This window comes from Pantoea cypripedii, assembly GCF_011395035.1.
Classification (GTDB): domain Bacteria; phylum Pseudomonadota; class Gammaproteobacteria; order Enterobacterales; family Enterobacteriaceae; genus Pantoea; species Pantoea cypripedii_A.
Map to the genome: position 1 here is coordinate 407,052 of NZ_CP024768.1, position 19,137 is coordinate 426,188.

Here is a 19,137-nt window from a genome sequence, read left to right on the forward strand (position 1 = left end):
TTCGTAGCGGCGCGATTTATCGCGCGGTTTTCAGGTTAAAAGTAATAGATTTCCACATTTTCAGGGATGATTGATGGCGTGAAGGCGGCCCCTTGCCCGATGCCAATACGGCACGGGTATCCATGGGTAACCAGAGAATGCAGGGTTGCGCCACTCTGAAGGGTTATCTGCGGAATAAAACCGGTGGCCTCATCCAGGCGCGGTAAACAGATCTCATTAACAACGGCGTCTTTTCCTATAACCAGATTTTGTCCCAGTAGTTTCAATGAACCATTGACTGTTGAAGATAATATCTCATTGTTTTGACCACCCAGAATGCCGCCCTGCCTGACAATAGAATGGTTGTGAATAAGTGTGTCACTATCATTGGTATAAATAAAATCCACCGTAGAATTATTTATCTCTGTCATGCCAATATTACTGTATACGGCTTTTGCGCTGCTTCTTTCCACAAGCGTATCGCCAGCACGGTTCAGGAGATTTCCGGCGACCATTGAATCAATAATCTCCATTTTCCTTGTGGCCAGTCCTTCTTCATAAAAGAGGATAACCACATCGCCATATATTTTGCATTTTTTTTCACACCTGACATTGTTATCAATATTTTCAACCGCCACATGAGGAAGAATATCGCCTCCGATGACAGGTTTTAAAAGGTCTTTATAATAATTAACTTCACTCAGATTAAATTGATAAACCGCGTCATGGCTGCCTTTCACCGGGCAAATCCACTCACAAAATCCTGACTGCGGCATCAGTTTTACATTGGTGTAATCCTGGCTTCTGATCTCCGTCTCAGTCAGGTTGATGGTGCCACTAAAGCCCTGAACTTTTCCTTCAATTAAACATTGGTCAGCTTCAGTGAGATAATTTGGTGCATAGACGATGCCTTTTATCTCGCAGTTATTTATTTTTATTTCCCCATTGCGTGAGTAGACAGCCTCCCAGAGATGCTGTTCAGTATTTTTAATGCCAATCTTACAGTTATTAAGTGTGACGTTACTGACACTTCCCACACCCATATCGACAACCAGATTGCTTTCATCCAGAGGATTGTGAGCGGTAGTTCTTAACTGCACAAAACGCCAGCCACTATCAGGGGTATTTGTCATCGTACCGTATGAAGCCGAAACTGATCCCACGCTCATAAATTCATTCCTTTGGATAATGATCAAATGGAGAATATGCAGCTGTACCTGGCGAACAGGGGAGGGAAGTGTACTAAGGTCGACAGGAAATTAACGTGAGGCAGCAACGGGCGGGAAGGAATTTCACAGAAATATCATAACTATTCAGACATGACGTTGGTTTGAGGCGTTGCGCGATAAATCGCGCAAACCTGAATCAATGGGATCGTAAATCACTTAAGAAGCGCTGGGCGCGCGGATGCTGCGGTTGGGTGAAGAATTTCTCCGGCGTGGCTTTTTCCAGAATCTGGCCCTGATCCATAAACCAGATGGTATCGGCCACTTCACGCGCAAAATTCATCTCGTGGGTGACACACATCATCGTCATGCCTTCCTGCGCCAGGCCGCGCATCACCGACAACACTTCACCGACCATTTCCGGATCGAGTGCTGACGTGGGTTCATCAAACAGCATCACTGGCGGCTTCATCGCCAGTGCACGGGCAATCGCCACACGCTGCTGCTGACCGCCCGACAGCTGCGCCGGATAAGCATCCGCCTTGTGCGATAATCCAACCCGTTCCAGCAGCTCTCCTGCCTGCTGGCGTGCTTCGGAACGTTTGACGCCCAGCACCTTCATCGGTGACATCATAATGTTCTCTGCCACCGACACATGCGGGAACAGGTTAAAACTCTGGAAAACAAAACCAATACGCGTGCGCAGCTGGTTAAGGCGCGTGCTGCTGCCGTGGATATCGATACCATCAAACACAATCTGGCCGCCTTCGATAGGTTCCAGCCGGTTGACGGTGCGGATTAACGTCGATTTGCCGGAGCCAGACGGGCCGCAAACCACGACCACTTCGCCGGGATTGATCTCGGCACTTAGGTCGGTCAGCGCCTGATACGCGCCGTACCATTTGTTGACCTGATTAAACAGAATCATCGGTCGCATAGCCGTTCCTTATTGTGATGGGGTTTTAGTCAACATCACCGCCGGGGCCACGATGGGGGCTTCCACTGGCGGCTGACGACGTTTCTGCGCGAGTCGCGCTTCAAGTTTGTTGGCAAGCCACGTCAGGCTGAAGCAGATGAGGTAGTAGCTCAGCGCCACAATGGCGAACACCTGGAAAGGTTTGGTCAGCAGCTGGTTGCTCACCTGGTTGGCGGCGAAGGTCAACTCCGGCACGTTGATCACATAGCCGAGGGTGCTGTCTTTGATGATCGACACCAGCTGGCTGACCAGGCTGGGCAGGGTGTTAAACAGCGCCTGTGGCAGGATCACCAGACGCAGGGTTTTGATATGTCCCATGCCGAGTGCGCGTGCTGCTTCATATTGCCCGTGTGGCAACGCCTGAATACCGCCGCGCACGATTTCGGCGATATAGGCGCTCTCATAAATCACCAGCGTACACAGCATGGTGGTGAAGCCGCTGATGTTGTGACCAATCAGCAGCGGCACGCAGAAGTAGGTCCAGAACACCACCATCATCAGCGGAATGCCGCGCAGCAGGTAGACCCAGCAGGTCGCGGGCCAGCTCAGCCAGCGCCAGGGTGACAGGCGCGCCAGGCCCAGCAGCACGCCCACCGGGAAGGCAAACAACACCGCCAGCAGCGAGATCAACAGCGTGCAGAGCACCCCGCCCAGCGGCCCATTCGGGTACTGGCCCATTAACAGCAGCATGCCGTTGTCATGCAAAATGGTGAACATCTCAAGCATCGCCATTACCTCGCATAGACGCGCTGAAAGCGACGGGCCAGCAATGCACCAAGGCCCATCAGCAACAGGGAGAAGAACAGATAACCCACAGTCGCGACAAAATAGGACTCGAAGGTTCGGAAGGTCTGGTTCTCGATGTCGCGCGTGACATAGGTCAATTCCGCCACGCCAATCACCATCGCCAGGCTGGTATTTTTGAACAACAGCACCGTGTGGTTGATTAATGAAGGTAGCGCATTACGAATGCCCTGCGGCAGAATCACCGACCACATGGCGCGGACAAAGCCCATGCCAAGCGCACGCGCGGCTTCGTTTTGACCATCCGGGATGGCACGCAGTCCGCTGCGGATATCTTCCGAGAAGTAAGCGGCCTGGCACAGACCGAGCGCCACCAGCGAAAACAGAAACTCTGCGTTGTAGTCGTTAATCCACATTTGCAGTGCTTCCGGCAGCAGCGTCGGAATGGCGAAATACCACATCATCAATTGAATCAGCGTCGGCACATTGCGGTGATACGAGACATAGGCTTTCACCAGCCCGACAGCAATGCGTTGATTGGTCAGGCGGATGATCACCAGCAGCATGGCGAGGGCCATCGCCAGCAGCCAGGCACCCAACGCCAGTTCAAGGGTGACAACCGTTCCGTCTACGATCATCTGGCCGAAGTGGCCGGTTATCACACTACTGAAATCGAGTGCCATCGTTTACCCTCTTATGACATCACGACCCGGCGCGGTCGCCGGGTCGCATGGTGGAAAGGCCGCCCGGCACCTGCAAGGTTGGGGTGATCTCGATATTGCCGATATTCACCGCCACCGGTGCAGCCAGGGCAAAGGCGACGCAGTCCGCGATATCTTTCGCCTGCGGCAGCTCAAAGCCATCAATAAAACGGCGACGTGCCTCTTCGTGATCGCCAGAGACGTTGCCGAAGATGTCCGTCGCGACACGGCCCGGGCAGATTTCGGTGATACGTACCCGCTTGCCATAACAATCAACGCGCAACTGGCGCGACAGGGCATGCACCCCGGCTTTGGTGGCGTGGTACACCGAGTTGCCACCAAAGTTGTAGATGGCGGCGATGGAGGTGATGTTGAACACATGACCACGATCGCGTGCCACCATGCCCGGCACCAGCAGACGGCACAGATGCAGCACCGCACGCAGATTCACATCCACCTGGGTGTCGATCACGCTTTCATCGGCATCGAGAATCGATCCCGGATGCGACAACCCGGCATTGTTCACCAGAATGTCGATGTGCAGGTCCTGACACAGCGCCGTCAACGCGTTGAGATCGCTGACATCCACCGCGTGTGGAATGCAGCCGGTGCGTTCCGCCAGCGCGGCCAGTTGTTCTTTACGACGCGCTACGGCGTGAACGGTGATCCCTTCCTGGCACAGACGTTCAACAATCGCTTCACCCATCCCGGCTGATGCGCCGGTGACCAGTGCAGTTTTGTAATCTGAAAATGGCATTTGCCTCTCCTGTCATCGCCGGGCCTGTTGGCTGTGGCGCGTTTCTGATCTTTTTCTGACTTTATGCAGTTATGTTGTACGGGGATAAGACATAAAAATTTTGAGGCAATAAGCGACCCTTATAACCGCGGAAGTGCGGGGTTATCTTGATGAATTATCATGATTTCCTGGTTATATTCCACTGGCGTACCGCTCCCCGCAGTGACCTGTTCCACCCGCCCAGCGGTGGCGCTGGTGACGGGCAAATACAGCGGACCCACTTGCACCAGTGCCAGCAGCTCCTCGGGTTGCACCTGCTGACCGGGTTGGACAAAATCCTGCTGGCTCAGCGGATGGCGCAGTAGCAGGGTACCCGGCATCGGCGCGCCAACGGCAAGCGTGGCACTGGGGAGGATCTCGGGCGCCGGAGGAGGGGCAGGTGGCGCGGCGGCGAAGGTCAGGCGCACCGACCAGTCTTTACCGCCCAGCTCCAGGCGGCTCAACCCGGCGCGGCGCATCCTGCGCGCGATAGCACGTAGCGTCGGCAGCGGTATTGCGGATTTTTCCATGAGGTTCCCGTCAAAGCGAAAGACAACAAAGCCCGCGTGAGCGGGCAACTGATGCAGTCAATCTAGCGCGTTCGTCAGACGGGCAGTAAGAGGGTTTCGCTTTGCGGCAATAAGCGAGGCTTATCCCACCAGCGTCAGTGGATGGTTTTCGACGTTGCGGCGTGACATCAGCGACAGCAGAATCGCTTTTACCGCTTCTGCTGGCTGCGATAGCGGCAGATGATCGGACATGCAGAACGAGAGCGATGCCTGAACATCCGGCTCGACAATCTTCGCCATCCACGCATCGGCATTTTTCAACATCGCCCGCGCGGCAGATTCCGGCATGATGGTGGCACCCAGCCCGGCGGAGAGCGCTGCATTGAGGGTGGTTTGCGATTCGATCTCGCATTTCACCTGATATTGCAGGTTGTTCTGCACAAAGGCATCGTCCAGCACTTTGCGCATGATGTTGTAGATACGCGGCAGGAACAGATCGTATTTCGCCACATCCGCCAGACGGATCTCCTTCAGCGGTTTCCCGAGGCTGAAGGGGCAGACGAAGCACAGATCTTCCTTCATCAGCGGCATAAAACGCAGGCCGTGGATGTTGCGATGGTCATAGATCACCGCCATATCCATGCGGCCATTCATGATCAGCTCACTCAGCGTGGTGCCGAAGTTCTCATTGAAATACAACACGATGCCGGGATGCTGCTGCTGCACTTCCATCATGAGCGGCAGGGCAAGGTTTTGTGCCGCCGTGCCCGGCGCCAGGCCGACAGAGACGCTGCCGCTGAGCGACGCGCCAACACGATCAATCGCACTTTGCGCCTGTTCGCACTGGCGCAAAATGGACTGGGCATGTGAATAGAGCGTTTTACCCGCTTCGGTGGGTGTGACGCCGCGCTTGGTACGGATGAGCAGTTGTTGATTCACTTCCCCTTCCAGGGTCGCCAGCTGCTGGCTCAGGGCAGGCTGGGCGATATGCAAGATATCGGCGGCCTGCGTCAGACTGCCCACATCGACAATTTTGACAAAATATTTAAGACGGCGAAGATTCATGGTCACTCCCTCCAGCGGAACGCATATCAGCATCAAGCAAAGTTGATGCCAGAATAAGGTTTAGTGATTGAACTCAGACAGGAGGGGACGGCCAGTGTGCCTCCTAAGGCTTTTGCTGAGTTGACTCCATGCCTGTTCAACAAATGTTCAGGCAAGGTGTTTCGCACCGTTTTGGTGCGTTTTCCTATCAGCGTTATGAATGGCTGACAACAGCGATGCGCCAGGATGGCGCGTAAAAACAACTGAAAGTAACACTTTTTTAACATATCTGGCGCGGCAACTGCGTGACCCGCCGCGCATTTCCGCGCAATGTGCTGGATTTGCTGCCAAAGTGTGCGACCGGTCGTGTCATCGTTTTGTGTTATATCACCACAACAAAGCTCTATTAACGGTGGCTTCGGGCAAAAACCTATCCTCAGAGAACCTTGCTGGCCCTGCGCGTTATTGGCGTGCAGCGCCGTTTCTTCTGACCCTGAGATCAGGAAGTACCCCATGCCCGAGATAGCCGATCGATTAAAGAATGTCACTGTTTCCGCCTCCGTCGCCATGACCCAGAAAGCGCGCGATCTCGCGGCGCAGGGGATTGATGTGGTGGCACTTTCTACCGGTGAGCCAGACTTCCCGACACCGGAGCACGCCATTGAAGCGGCATACGCGGCGGCCCGCGCCGGAGATACCCGTTATCCTCCCACTGATGGCACCCCGGCACTGCGCAAAGCGATTCAGCTGAAATTCAAACGTGATAACCAGCTGGATTACGATATCAGCCAGATCCTGACGGCGGGCGGTGCCAAGCAAATCATCTTTAACGCCATTCTGGCGACCATCAATCCAGGCGATGAAGTGGTGATCCCGACGCCATCGTGGATCAGCTATGTCGACATCGTGAAGTTTGCCGGTGGTATTCCGGTGCCGCTGCCTTGTGCGCAGGAAAACGGCTTCAAACCGCTGCCGCAACAGCTGGACGCAGCGATTACCGATAAAACCAAATGGTTGTTGCTTAACTACCCGAGCAACCCAACCGGTTCGGTGGCAAGCAAAGCGGAGTTGCAGGCGCTGGGAGAGGTGCTGCTGCGCCACCCGCAGGTGTGGATCATGACGGATGACATCTACGAACACCTGATTTATGACGACGTTCGTTTTTACACCCTGGCGCAGGTGGAACCCCGTCTGTATGACCGCGTGCTGACGGTGAACGGCGTATCAAAAGCGTATTCGATGACTGGCTGGCGCCTTGGTTTCTGCGGCGGTCCGGCAACGCTGATTAAGGCGATGAGTAACGTCAACACCCAGAACAGCGGTGGCGTGACTACGCTGACTCAGGCGGCGGCAGTCGCGGTGCTGGAAGGCCCGCAGGATTTGTTGCAGGAACGCGCACGTATTTACCGCGAACGCCGGGATTATGTGCTGGAGCGTCTGACCGCGATTGATGGTTTGCGTTGCCATCGACCGCAGGGGGCATTTTACCTGTTTGTGAATATCGCCGGATATATTGGCAAAGTCAGCGCCGGTGGCCGTCATATCAATAATGATGCGGATTTTGTGCTGGCATTGATTGAGGAACAACATGTGGTGACGGTGCAGGGCGCGGCCTATGGCATGAGTCCGTTTATTCGTCTCTCCTACGCCACCAGCATGGAGCGTTTACAGACTGGCTGTGACCGTATCGCGGCATTTTGTGCCGGTTGCCGTGATAAATAGCAGCAACGGTCGCCACTGGCGACCGTTTTTTATCCTGCGTCTTTTAAAAACCCGCGCGATAAATCGCGCCGCTACGGGTGAATCACCCCACCACCTCCGCCGCCGGGGCCACCTGGTGGCCGTTGGCCTCCACTTCGCTGCGCACGATGCTGGCGAGCGCCAGTGAACCGGGGGTATCGCTGTGGACCAGAATCGAGCGGGCGCGCACTGCCAGTTCTTCTCCCTCGATGGTGGTGACGGTGCCCTGTTGCAGAAACTGCCGCACCCTGGCGCGCAGCGCGCCTTCCTCGTTAATCACCGCACCTGCCACACCGCGTGGCACCAGACGACCCTGCGCATCGTAGGCGCGGTCAGCGAGAAACAGCGTCAGGGTTGTTAATCCTGCCGCCTGCGCGGCACGTTCAATAATCGTATCCGGCTGGGCAAAGATAATCAGCGAGCTGTCGATGCGTGCCACCCACGCCATCACCTGCTGCGCCAGCTTTTCGTCGCGATTGATGATATTACCCATCGCAGCATGGAAGCTTAAGTGCGCGACTTTTGTCCCTTCGGCACGCGTTATCGCCATCAATGCACCTAACTGATACGCCACCTGCTGACAGATCTCGTCAGCGGAAAAAGGCAACTCACGACGGCCAAATCCCTGACGATCCGGCAGGCCGGGATGAGCGCCAATACCGACACCATGTTGCTTTGCCAGCCGTACCATTTTGGTCATGATCGCCGGATCGCCAGCATGAAAACCGCAGGCGATATTAGCCGATGACACCACCTGCATCAGCGCGGCATCATCACACAGCTGATAAACGCCGAAGCCTTCTCCCATATCGGAATTAACATCAATCTTCATCGTATCGGATCCTTGCTCTGGTTAAACGCTGATGGCCTTACGCATCGGCAGACAGCTCAGGCGCAGCCGGGTGAGCCAGTGCGCGACTTCCTGCTCAATGGCGATGGCCTCGCGTACATCGCTTTTCACTAACTGGATCGACTGGCCCGGCAGCACCTGGCCGAGTCGCCATAGATCCTGCTCGATCACCCCGGCGATCTTGGGATAGCCACCCGCGGTGTTGGCATCGCTCAGCTGGATGATCGGTTCGCCTGCCGGCGGCACCTGCACGATGCCGGGGATCAGTCCGTAAGATCGCATCTCCACCGTTTGTGACGGGAAGATCGGATCCCCCGCCAGCCGGTAACCGGTGCGGTTGCTTTGGTTGGAGATCTGCCAGGATTGCTGCCAGAAACGAGCGGCATCAGCGGCAAACAGGTGATACTCCCCGGACGGAATGGCACGCAGCTGGATCTCACCCGCACTGTTGCGTGGAAACAGCGAGCGCAGTGCGCTTTCCGGCGGTTCAATACCGATGCCGGAAGTGGGCAGGGCCGGGCCACTGGCGGCACCGAGCGGCAGGCGGTCACCGCGCTGCAACGCCCGGCCATGATGTCCGCCGAACGCGCCACGTAGCGCAGTGCTGCGTGAATCCAGCACCACGGGCACGTCAATGCCACCATCGATGCACAGATAAGCGCGTGCGCCGCTGCGCGGGTAACGCAATTCCAGCACCTGTCCGGTTTTCACGCCGCAGCCCCACCAGGGGGGCAGCGGATGGCCATCCAGCGTGGCGCGGCAGTCGGCACCGGTCACGGCGATGCTGGTGCCCTGTAAAAAGCGCACGCGAAACGGAAACAGCTGAACCTCAATCGCCGCCGCGTTCTCGTCGTTGCCGAGCAGCAGATTACCCGCGCGCAGCGCCAGCGGGTCCATCACGCCGCTGACCGAGACGCCCATATGGCGGTAATTGAAGCGACCTAAATCCTGCACCGTATTCAGCGCGCCGCTCTGTTCAATCTCAATCACAGCTCAATCCTCTGCGGCAGAAAGCGGATACGGTCGCCAGGTGCCATCAGCGCCGGGGGATCCGCCAGCGGATCAAACACCTCCAGCTCGGCATAACCGATAGCGTTCCAGCCGTTCGGCCCGGTCAGCGCTGATACGCCCGCCTGTGCGCCACCGATGGTGACGGTGCCTTTCAGCATGCTGAGAGAGGGGACTTTTTTACGTGGCGTTGCCAGCTGTGGATCCAGTCCGTGCAGATAGCCAAAGCCGGGGGCGCTGCCGAGGGCAAACACCGTGTATTCGCTTTGATGATGGCGACGTACCACTTCGCGCGCGCTGAAACCGGTATGGCGGCAAACCGCATCGAGATCGATAGCCTGTTCCCCGCCGTAATCCACCGGAATTTCGATCAGCTTGCCCTGGGGATGAACGGCCTGCGCCTGTTCCCAGGCCGTATGCAGCCGGGCGCGCACCAGGGTTTCATCTGCCGGGATATGACGAAACAGCACCAGCAGATTAGTGACGCCGGGGATCAGCGCTTCTACTTCGTCATCGCCCGCCAGCAGGCGCGCCAGCGACCAGATGCGACGCTGTGAGGGCAAATCAAACCCTCCCGGCGCTTCCACCAGCCAGGCACGCGCGCCAATGGTGGAGAGGGTGAGCATGGCGCTACCCACCAGCGCGGGGGCGCTGGCAGGCTGGATATCAGTGTGCGACATCACGGGCATGGGTTATTCCAGCGGTTCGAATTTCAGACTGGCGAGCGGCTGTACGCGCTCTTCACGCACCATTTTGTATTCGGTCTTCGGCCCAATCCAGGTATCCCAGATTTTGTCGATGGTGCCGTCATCGTCCATCGCCTTCAGGCCGCTGTTCACGCTGGCCAGCAGGGCAGGCTCATCACGCTTCATCCCGATGCCAATCGGTTCCAGCGCCATCGGTTCTTTGATCATCGCGAGGTCGATACCGTCTTTTTTCGCCTGGGTGATCATCTTGACGCCGGTCATGGTGTTGGTGACAAAGCCCAGCGCCTTGTTCTGCTCAACGGCCAGGAAGGCGGAGGCAGTGTCCTGGAAAGTCACCGCTTTTGCCCCTTTCAGGTAGATCGACTGTTCCGAGGTGGTGCCTTTGGTGGCACTGATGCGCTTGCCTTTGAAGTAGCTGAGGGGTTTGTCAGCCAGCGGCGCTTTCACCAGCAGCATCTCTTTGGCGACGTAGTAGGGGTCGCTGAACTGGATCTGGCTGCCGCGGGTTTTGGTGTAGGCGAGGTTGGCGATCAACACATCGGCACGGCCGGTGGCGATCACCGCGATACGCGCTTCTACCGAGGTCGGCACCAGCGTGGCTTTAACGCCCATCTGTTTAGCCAGCGCATGGCACAAATCCACATCCATGCCCGCCAGCTGACGGGTTTGCGGATCCGGCGAGGAGAAGGGCGGCACATCGGAATACACCGCGCATTTGAGTTCGCCGCTCGATTTAATGTTTGTCATCAGATCGGCATGGGCGGCAGTGATAGCCAGCAGCGGCAGCAGCGCCAGCCCAATGGTGGTACGTCTTTTCATGGTCATGTTATGCCCCTCAATGATGGTTATCGCGGCCGCGCCGGGAAATTGACACTTTTCCCGGACTATATCGGCTTTGTTTTAAGGCGAATAAGAGGGAAACCCTGTCGCGCAATAGCGAAATGCTATGACTGACGACGATAAGTTATTGCTATTCAGGCAGAACAAAAAAGTGTTATCGCGCGCCGCATTCTCTCCCTAACGTAGGCACGTTGTCCTGCCGGCAGGTGACTGGCAGAGAGAGAGTAAGGTTAACGCAATGAATGCCAGATTAGGCGTATTACTGAAGATAATGGCGGCGCTGTGTTCCACCCTGATGCTGGCGTGCGTGAAGGGACTGAACGGCACCATTCCCACCGGTGAAGTGATTTTTTTCCGCAGTTTTGTGGCGCTGTTTCCGCTGCTGCTATGGCTGAAAATTCAGGGGGAGGTGCTGGCAAGCCTGAAGACCCGTAATCTGTTCGGCCATTTGATTCGTGGCTTTTCTGGCACCGGTGGCATGTACTTCAACTATCTGGCGCTGGTTTATATCTCGCTGGCCGATGCCACGGCGCTCAGCTATGCGGCACCGTTATTTACGGTGATCATGGCGGCGTTGCTGCTGAAAGAGCGGGTACGGGCTTCGCGCTGGCTGGCGGTGGTGGTGGGTCTTTCCGGCATTCTGATGATGTTATCTTCCAAACTGACCCTGTTTTCCGGCAGCGTTGCCCACGCCAGTGCCGGAGTGGGTGTGCTGTGCGCCCTGGTTGCTGCCTTTTGTACTGCCATCTCTAACGTGCAAATTCGTTTCCTCAACGGTATCGAAAAGCCGGGCGCGATTGTGTTCTATTTTTCGCTGATGACAACGGCGATCGGCCTTGCCACTGCGCTATTTGGCTGGGCGATGCCCAACGGCACGCAGCTGTTGCTGCTGATTGGCTGCGGGTTGTTTGGCGGTATGGCACAGATTCTGGTGACGCTGAGCCTGCGCTATGCTGATGCCTCCCTGCTGGCTCCGTTTGATTACACCACCCTGGTGTGGTCGATGGTAATTGGTTATCTGTTCCTCGACAGCCTGCCAGGAGAGAACACGCTGATGGGCGCATCGATTGTGGCGCTGGCAGGGATTTTTGCCGTCTGGCGCGAGCAGCGTCAGCGGAAACAGCTAGTGAGCACCACATCATAAATTCTGCGTGTTGTAGCGGCGCGATTTATCGCGCGGGTTTTAAAAGACGCGTGATAAATCGCGCCGCTACAGGAGGCAGATCGTTTAACGATAAATATCGTCGATAATTTCCACCTTTTTCTGACGCAGCGTGTCATCCAGCCAGCCACGCTCCAGCGAGCCGGTTTTCGCCAGTTCGAAGTTGTGCTCATCCACCTGCAAATACGCCAGTGCATCCTCCAGAATGCGCGCCGCATCCTGGCGGGGAATAACAATCACGCCGTCGGTATCGCCGAGGATAATATCGCCCGGCGCGACATGGATTTTGCCACAGGCAATCGGCACGTTGATTTCGCCCGGACCATCTTTAAACGGGCCACCCGGCGTCACGCCTGCGGCGTAGATCGGGAAATCCATGCGCGATAAGCCATCGATATCGCGCACCGGCCCATCCAGCACAATGCCCTCCATGCCGCGCTGTCTGGCATAAGTCGCCATCACTTCACCCATCAGCGATTGGCTGCGGTCGCCTTCATTCGACAGGATAATCACATCGTTGCGACCGGCGATATCCATGGCTTTATGCAGCATCAGGTTATCGCCCGAACGCGCCTTCACTGTGACCGCGAGGCCGCACATAATCGGTTGCTGCGGCGCGGTTTTCAGACTGATCTCTGCCGAGAGTGCGGGCAGGCGGCTCATGCAATCCGCCACTACTGCTGCGGGCAGGGTACGGAACGCTTCCAGCAGCGGCTCGGCATCATTCGGGCGGTGTAAATAAATACGGTTTCCTGCGGTCATAGGTTCTCCTTTCAGGGTTTGCCTGAGTTAATTGGGGTAAGGGGCTGAGCAGCACGTTCTTCACGCGTGAACGCGCCAGCAAGTGGGGTGCCATCGACGGTGTCGTAGTGGCGCACGGCCTGCGGTTTTAGCCAGCGCTGCACGCGAGAGGGCATATCAAAACCAATCAGCAGCATCACCACGAACGTCAGGCCGAAGGACAGACCGCCAAGGGCGCTGCCGAGAGAAGCATGCTGGGCGATCAGCGCCCCCAGCACCGGTGCCAGCGCCCCGCCGAGTGAGCCGATGTTGTAAATAAAGCTGAGGTTGGCGGCGCGTTGTTCGGTATCGAAGTAGCCGCTGATCATCTTCGCCAGCAGGCCACCGACCCCCTGGCTAAACAGTTGTTGCAGGAAGATCAACAGGCACAGCAGCCAGACACTGGAGCCGTTAAGCATAAACACCGGGATGATGATCATCTGGGCAATCAGCAGGCTAAGCACATAGGTTTTACGGGTGCCGATGCGGTCAGCGGCAATGCCCGCCATGCAACAACCGAGGCCCATACCGAAGCGGCTGAAGGAGAACACCAGTGCCACCACCTCCGGCGAGTAATGCAACTCGGTTTTCAGGTAGGTTGGCAGCAGCGCGTGGATTGGCCAACCGTAGAGAAAGACGCAGACGATGGTGACGGTGAGCATCAGGCTGGTGGGCCAGCGATCTCCGCCGCTTTGTATCAGAAAGCGGATAAAGATCGCGGCGGTGATGACAGCCAGCACCGCCGTCATCAGCCCGGAAGTCTGATGATCAAAACAGAAGTAGAGCGACGCGGCAGCCAGTAAACCCAGCAGCAGGTTGAGGGTATTACGCAGGCGATTTGGCCCGCGAAACAGGGTATCGATCATGGTTTCTGCGGGTTTTGCCGCTTTGGCTTTGGCCGCCGCCCACTCTTCGGCTTCCGGGATGGCCCGGCGCAGCCACAGGGCATAGAACACCGGGATAATGCCGAGGTAAAATAACGAGCGCCAGCCCCACAGCGGCACCACCCAGCTGTAAGCCAGCACCGACAGAATCGCCCCGGCTGAAAAGCCGGAATTGAGGAAGGCACTGGCTTTGTTACGCATATCTTTCGGCCAGGTTTCGATGGCATAGGCCGAGCTGGTGCCATATTCTCCGGCCATGCCAATGCCGACCAAAACACGGGCGATAAACATCCAGGTATAGTTCGGGGCGATGCCACAGGCGAAGGTGCCACCGGCAAATAATATAATGCTGGCGATCATCGCGCTTTTACGTCCGTATTTATCCCCCATCGCGCCGAGGGCTAATCCACCAAACCAGCGTAAAATAAAGGCGGCAGAAATTAATGCGGCGGCTTCTGCGGTGGTAACATTAAATTCCGCCATTATTTCCGTAAGCACTAACGTAATAATGACGAAATCAAAACCATCCAGCATATAACCCATCCATGCGGCCCAGAACGCTTTCCATTGCTGGCGATTCAGCCGTTTATACCAGGGTAATAGCGTACTTTCTTCAGGCATGACAGGCTCCTGATACGATTTACAGGGTAAGAGAAATAAGGGGCGTGCGAGCACGTCCGGTTCAGGGTGTTTATTTTTCTGTTTGAAGAAGCCTACCGGATAAATAACGTGTTACGGATGTTGTGTTACGGCTAACAGCGGGGCGATCACGAAATAAAATCCCGTGTTGATTTAACTCAATGATAAATAAATTTATTGGATTTTATTATGGGGGGATAATTTTATTGTATGGGGTTCTGGTATCATAGGCGCAATGAAATGGCGTCAAATCACCGTTATCCTGATTTCAGCTTGCCGCAGGGTGCATAATGAAGATTGCGAAAATACTTAATAATAATGTGGCTATCGTACTGGGCGAGCAGGGCCAGGAACAGGTGGTGATGGGACGCGGGCTGGCGTTTCAAAAACGCGTGGGTGACCCGCTGGATGCGCAGTTGATTGAAAAAGTGTTTGCGCTGCAAAACCATGCGCTGACCAGTCGGCTGAGTGAGCTGCTCTCGGAGATCCCGATCGAGGTGATCACCACCACCGAATTGATCATCGCGCGCGCCAGGCAGCAACTGGGATCAGCGTTGCACGAAAGCCTGTCGATCGCCCTGTGCGATCACTGCAACTTTGCCATTGAACGCCACCGGCAAAATCTGCCGATCCGCAATGTGTTGATCTGGGAGATCAAAACCCTGTACCCCAACGAGTATGCACTTGGGCTGGAGGCGCTGGCGATCATCGAGAAGCGTCTCGGTGAACGGCTGCCGGAGGATGAAGCGGGGTTTATCGCCATGCATCTGGTCAATGCACAGCTCGATAACGATATGTCGGATGTCGCGCATATCACGCGTTTTATGCAGGATATTTTGCAAATCGTGAGGTATCGCCTGCAGCTGGATTATCGCGTAGAAAGTCTGAGCTACAACCGTTTCGTTAACCATCTGAAATTCTTCGCGCAACGCATGCTGGGCAAACGCGGCGTGTGCAGTGAGGATGAATCATTGCACGATGTGGTACGCGACAAGTACCCGGAAGCTTATCAATGCACCCTCAAAGTTGATCAGCATATTCAGCAGAAATACCAGTACGCCCTGTCGAATGAGGAACGGATGTTTCTCACCATCCATATTGAGCGGGTGCGTAAAGAGACGCGTGCGTTGCAGGAAGATCCTGACGAAGCCTGAATAACGGCACGATCTGTAGCGGCGCGATTTATCGCGCAATCCAGTGCGCGGCACCAAAAAACCGCGCGATAAATCGCGCCGCTACACGACCAGGCGTTTTACTTCAGTGCAGCGCCGTGGCTGCTAATCACTTCCTGATACCAGAAGAAGCTTTTCTTACGTGAGCGCGCCAGCGTACCGTTGCCGTTGTCATCGCGATCGACGTAGATAAAGCCGTAGCGTTTGGAGAACTCCGCTTTCGAGGCACTGACCAAATCGATCGGTCCCCAGCAGGTGTAACCCATCACTTCCACACCGTCTTCAATCGCTTCACGCACCTGTACCAGATGGTCGTTGAGATACTGAATACGGTAGTCATCGTTGATGCTGCCATCGGCTTCGACCTTATCTTTGGCACCCAGACCGTTTTCCACGATAAACAGTGGCTTCTGATAGCGGTCATACAGCAGGTTCATCAGGATGCGCAGACCTTCCGGATCGATCTGCCAGCCCCAGTCTGAGCTGGCCAGATGCGGGTTCGGTACCATCGACAGAATATTGCCACGCGCTTTCTGATTCTCTTCTTCATTGGTGGTGACGCAGCCGGTCATGTAGTAACTGAAGGAGATGTAATCGATGGTGTTTTGCAGATCGCGTTTGTCCTGTTCGGTCATTTCGATCTGGATCTGACGATCGGCAAAGAAGCGTTTCATATACGCCGGATAGTAACCGCGCACCTGCACATCACCGAAGAACAGCCATTCACGGTTTTGCTGCATGGTCTCCATCACATCCGCCGGGCGACAGCTGAGCGGGTACAGCAGCGCACCCAGCAGCATGTTGCCGATTTTGCCGCCGGCAACAATCTCGTGGCAGGCCTTAACCGCGCGTCCGCTGGCAACCAGCTGGTGGTGAATCGCCTGATAAATCGCCTGCTGATTGCTTTCTTCCGGCAGACCCACGCCGGTAAAGGGCGCATGCAGCGACATATTGATTTCATTGAAGGTCAGCCACAGCTTCACCTTGTGCTGGAAGCGGGTGAACACCGCACGCGCATAGCGTTCAAAGCAATCGATGGTGGTGCGGCTGCCCCAGCCTCCGTACTTTTTGATCAGGCCATACGGCATTTCATAATGCGACAGCGTGACCAGCGGCTGGATGTTGTATTTCGCCATCTCATCGAACAGACGATCGTAAAACGCCAGACCTTCTTCGTTCGGCTCGGCTTCGTCGCCCTGCGGGAAGATGCGCGTCCAGGCAATCGAGGTACGCAGCACGGTAAAACCCATTTCGGCGAACAGTTTGATGTCTTCCGGGAAGCGATGGTAGAAATCAATGGCGGTATCTTTGATACCGAAATCTCCGGCGTGGCGCTCAACGCGATCGCCAAAAATGCCTTTCGGTTGCAGGTCGGAAGTGGACAAACCTTTACCGTCGGTCTGATAAGCGCCTTCTACCTGGTTAGCAGCGACAGCGCCGCCCCATAAAAATCCATCCGGGAAACGTGAGTTCATCTTGTAGCTCCTCAATTATTTCACCGCACTGAGTAACGGCGCACAGGCCGTGACCACAGACGGTTGCAGGGGTAAAACATCAATAAATTCATCGCTGTTGCTGACCACCACCGGGGTGGTGAGATCGTAACCGGCCGCCTCAATGGCGCAGATATCGAACTCCAGCAACAGATCGCCCACTTTTACCACGTCATCCACGGCGACATGTGGGGTGAAAAATTTACCGTCGAGTTTGACGGTATCGAGACCGACGTGGATCAGCACTTCCGCGCCATCCTCTGCCGTTAGCCCGATGGCGTGACTGGTGCGGAATACCGACGACACCACGCCATCAATCGGCGACACCACGCGGCCATTGTCCGGCACAATGGCAACGCCTTTACCCAGCAGGCCGCTGGCGAAGGTCTCATCTTTGATCGTTTCCAGCGCCAGTACCTTGCCCGAGATCGGGCTAAATACGGTTTGTTTGCGTACCGGAGAGGCCGGTTCCGCTTCCGCTAACGGCGCACTTTGCTCTGCCACCGTCGGCAGGCCAAACAGGTATGTTGTGACAGAGGCGAACAGCAACGCCACTGCCGCCCCGGCAAAAGAAGCGTAGACGCTGGCATCAATGCCGCTGGTGGGCACCACCTGAATAAAGGTGAAAATGCTGGGGAAGCCGAAGGAGTAAATAGTGGTGTGCCAGAAGCCAAGAATCGCTGCACCCAGCGCGCCACCGATACAGCCGAAGATAAACGGGCGACGATGGGGCAGGGTGATGCCGTACACCGCCGGTTCGGTAATGCCGAAGATACTGGCGCTGAAGGCGGATCCTGCCATTGCTTTCACTTTGGCCTCGCGGGTACGCAGCATCACGCCGAGCGTGGCGCCTGCCTGGCCGAGCACGGCGGGCATCAGCAGCGGCAGCAGCGTGTCATGGCCGAAGTTGGCAAGGTTGTTCAGCATGATCGGCACCAGTCCCCAGTGCAGACCGAAGATCACGCAGATCTGCCAGATCGCCCCCATCACCGCACCGGCTACCATCGGGCTGAGGCTGTAGATCCACAGATAACCTTCGGCCAGCATCCGGCTTAGCCAGGTCGCCGCCGGACCAATGGCGAGAAAGGTCAGCGGCACGGTGATCAACATACAGATCAGTGGCGTGGTGAAATTGCGTACCGCCCCCGGTGAACGTGGGTGCACCGCGCGTTCAATCAGGCTGGCAACCCAGGAGGAGAAGATAATCGGGATCACCGAGGCGCTGTAGTTAAGGATTTCCAGCGGAATGCCGAGGAAGCTGAAATGCTGGCCCTGCTGCTGCTGTTCGAACGCGGTCAGCATCAGCGGATGCACCAGCGCGGCGGCGATAGCCATGCCGACAAACGGGTTTGCTCCGAATTTCTTGCTGGCGCTGTAGCCCAGCAGAATCGGCAGGAAGTAAAACAGGCCGTCGCTGGTGACAAACAGCAATTTGTAGCTGCCGCTCTCCTGCTGCATCACGCCAAGCACCAGTGCCAGTGCCAGCAGACCCTTGATGATGCCTGAGGCGATCATCACGCCAATAAACGGGGTGAAGATACCGGAAACCAGATCGATAAAACGCGCGAACAGGGTTTGTTTTGGTTCATCGGCACGCTCTGCGCCATCGCTTTCCAGTCCGTGACGCCCTGCCACCTGTTGGTAAACATCGCCAACATGGTTGCCAATCACCACCTGATACTGGCCGCCGCTCTCCACCACCATGATGATGCCGGGATTATTTTTTAACTGCGCGGTGTGCGCTTTGCCCGGTTGTTTCAGTTTAAAGCGTAAACGCGTGGCGCAATGCACCACGCTGATGATGTTGGCTTTACCGCCCACACCTTCGACAATTTCGTCGGCCAGTTCCTGATATGGCATACCACACTCCCGCTTTTTCGGCTGTTGTTGTCGGGTTTTCCCGGATTGGAGGCAAAAAAAAACCTAAATCGCACCGCGCTCGGAAATCCGAATGCGGTGCGATTTAGG

The 19,137-nt window shown here is 56.1% G+C and carries 18 protein-coding genes; 3 read left to right on the forward strand and 15 right to left on the reverse strand.

Annotated features, from left to right (window positions below):
- Positions 1–35: 35 nt before the first annotated feature.
- From CUN67_RS01835 to nac, 7 genes are all read right to left on the reverse strand, one after another.
- A complete protein-coding gene (locus CUN67_RS01835) occupies positions 36–1,148 on the reverse strand; it encodes a hypothetical protein (RefSeq protein WP_208713767.1) in 1,113 nt (370 codons plus the stop codon).
- A gap of 196 nt (positions 1,149–1,344) precedes the next feature.
- The gene (locus CUN67_RS01840; protein ID WP_302882399.1) at positions 1,345–2,082 is read right to left on the reverse strand and encodes an amino acid ABC transporter ATP-binding protein; all 738 of its coding nucleotides are present in this window, start codon (positions 2,080–2,082) and stop codon (positions 1,345–1,347) included.
- 9 nt (positions 2,083–2,091) lie between these two features.
- A complete protein-coding gene (locus tag CUN67_RS01845) occupies positions 2,092–2,847 on the reverse strand; it encodes an amino acid ABC transporter permease (protein ID WP_208713768.1) in 756 nt (251 codons plus the stop codon).
- 5 nt (positions 2,848–2,852) lie between these two features.
- Positions 2,853–3,548 (reverse strand): amino acid ABC transporter permease, encoded by a 696-nt coding sequence (locus tag CUN67_RS01850; RefSeq protein ID WP_208713769.1) that lies wholly within the window; start codon positions 3,546–3,548, stop codon positions 2,853–2,855.
- Positions 3,549–3,567: 19 nt separating this feature from the next.
- A complete protein-coding gene (locus tag CUN67_RS01855) occupies positions 3,568–4,323 on the reverse strand; it encodes an SDR family oxidoreductase (RefSeq protein ID WP_208713770.1) in 756 nt (251 codons plus the stop codon).
- Between the two features lie 119 nt (positions 4,324–4,442).
- Positions 4,443–4,871, reverse strand: coding sequence for an acetyl-CoA carboxylase biotin carboxyl carrier protein (locus CUN67_RS01860; RefSeq protein WP_208713771.1), 429 nt, complete (start codon positions 4,869–4,871; stop codon positions 4,443–4,445).
- Positions 4,872–4,991: 120 nt separating this feature from the next.
- Positions 4,992–5,915, reverse strand: coding sequence for a nitrogen assimilation transcriptional regulator NAC (gene nac / locus CUN67_RS01865; protein ID WP_208713772.1), 924 nt, complete (start codon positions 5,913–5,915; stop codon positions 4,992–4,994).
- Positions 5,916–6,407: 492 nt separating this feature from the next.
- Between nac and CUN67_RS01870 the strand changes: the two genes are divergently transcribed.
- A complete protein-coding gene (locus CUN67_RS01870) occupies positions 6,408–7,616 on the forward strand; it encodes a pyridoxal phosphate-dependent aminotransferase (RefSeq protein WP_208713773.1) in 1,209 nt (402 codons plus the stop codon).
- An 82-nt stretch (positions 7,617–7,698) separates the two neighbouring features.
- Here CUN67_RS01870 and CUN67_RS01875 read toward each other — a convergent pair whose 3' ends face one another.
- The 4 genes from CUN67_RS01875 to CUN67_RS01890 are packed head-to-tail and all read right to left on the reverse strand — an operon-like array spanning position 7,699 to position 11,024.
- Positions 7,699–8,466: a 5-oxoprolinase subunit PxpA gene (locus tag CUN67_RS01875; protein ID WP_208713774.1), complete on the reverse strand. Its 768-nt coding sequence runs from the start codon at positions 8,464–8,466 to the stop codon at positions 7,699–7,701.
- A 21-nt stretch (positions 8,467–8,487) separates the two neighbouring features.
- Positions 8,488–9,474 carry a biotin-dependent carboxyltransferase family protein gene (locus CUN67_RS01880; protein ID WP_208713775.1) on the reverse strand — a complete coding sequence of 329 codons (987 nt, stop codon included), beginning with the start codon at positions 9,472–9,474 and terminating at the stop codon, positions 8,488–8,490.
- Entirely contained in the window at positions 9,471–10,181 is a 711-nt protein-coding gene (pxpB, locus tag CUN67_RS01885) for a 5-oxoprolinase subunit PxpB (RefSeq protein WP_208713776.1), read from the reverse strand. The genes CUN67_RS01880 and pxpB overlap by 4 nt, the downstream gene beginning before the upstream one ends.
- 3 nt (positions 10,182–10,184) lie before the next feature.
- Complete coding sequence (locus CUN67_RS01890; protein ID WP_208713777.1) at positions 10,185–11,024, reverse strand: transporter substrate-binding domain-containing protein; 840 nt, start codon at positions 11,022–11,024, stop codon at positions 10,185–10,187.
- A 253-nt stretch (positions 11,025–11,277) separates the two neighbouring features.
- Between CUN67_RS01890 and CUN67_RS01895 the strand changes: the two genes are divergently transcribed.
- Complete coding sequence (locus tag CUN67_RS01895; protein ID WP_208713778.1) at positions 11,278–12,183, forward strand: DMT family transporter; 906 nt, start codon at positions 11,278–11,280, stop codon at positions 12,181–12,183.
- Between the two features lie 84 nt (positions 12,184–12,267).
- On the opposite strand, the gene CUN67_RS01900 is transcribed toward CUN67_RS01895, so the two are convergent.
- Together CUN67_RS01900 and CUN67_RS01905 are read right to left on the reverse strand one after the other, a co-directional pair.
- The gene (locus CUN67_RS01900) at positions 12,268–12,963 is read right to left on the reverse strand and encodes an RraA family protein (protein ID WP_208713779.1); all 696 of its coding nucleotides are present in this window, start codon (positions 12,961–12,963) and stop codon (positions 12,268–12,270) included.
- Between the two features lie 11 nt (positions 12,964–12,974).
- The gene (locus tag CUN67_RS01905) at positions 12,975–14,486 is read right to left on the reverse strand and encodes a sialate:H+ symport family MFS transporter (RefSeq protein WP_208713780.1); all 1,512 of its coding nucleotides are present in this window, start codon (positions 14,484–14,486) and stop codon (positions 12,975–12,977) included.
- 308 nt (positions 14,487–14,794) lie between these two features.
- Between CUN67_RS01905 and licT the strand changes: the two genes are divergently transcribed.
- Positions 14,795–15,658 carry a BglG family transcription antiterminator LicT gene (gene licT, locus CUN67_RS01910; RefSeq protein ID WP_208713781.1) on the forward strand — a complete coding sequence of 288 codons (864 nt, stop codon included), beginning with the start codon at positions 14,795–14,797 and terminating at the stop codon, positions 15,656–15,658.
- Positions 15,659–15,756: 98 nt separating this feature from the next.
- Here licT and CUN67_RS01915 read toward each other — a convergent pair whose 3' ends face one another.
- Both CUN67_RS01915 and bglF read right to left on the reverse strand, forming a co-directional pair.
- Positions 15,757–17,151, reverse strand: a complete 1,395-nt coding sequence (locus CUN67_RS01915) for a glycoside hydrolase family 1 protein (protein ID WP_208713782.1) — start codon at positions 17,149–17,151, stop codon at positions 15,757–15,759.
- 15 nt (positions 17,152–17,166) lie between these two features.
- Positions 17,167–19,029 carry a PTS beta-glucoside transporter subunit IIABC gene (gene bglF, locus CUN67_RS01920; RefSeq protein WP_208713783.1) on the reverse strand — a complete coding sequence of 621 codons (1,863 nt, stop codon included), beginning with the start codon at positions 19,027–19,029 and terminating at the stop codon, positions 17,167–17,169.
- Positions 19,030–19,137 lie beyond the last annotated feature (108 nt).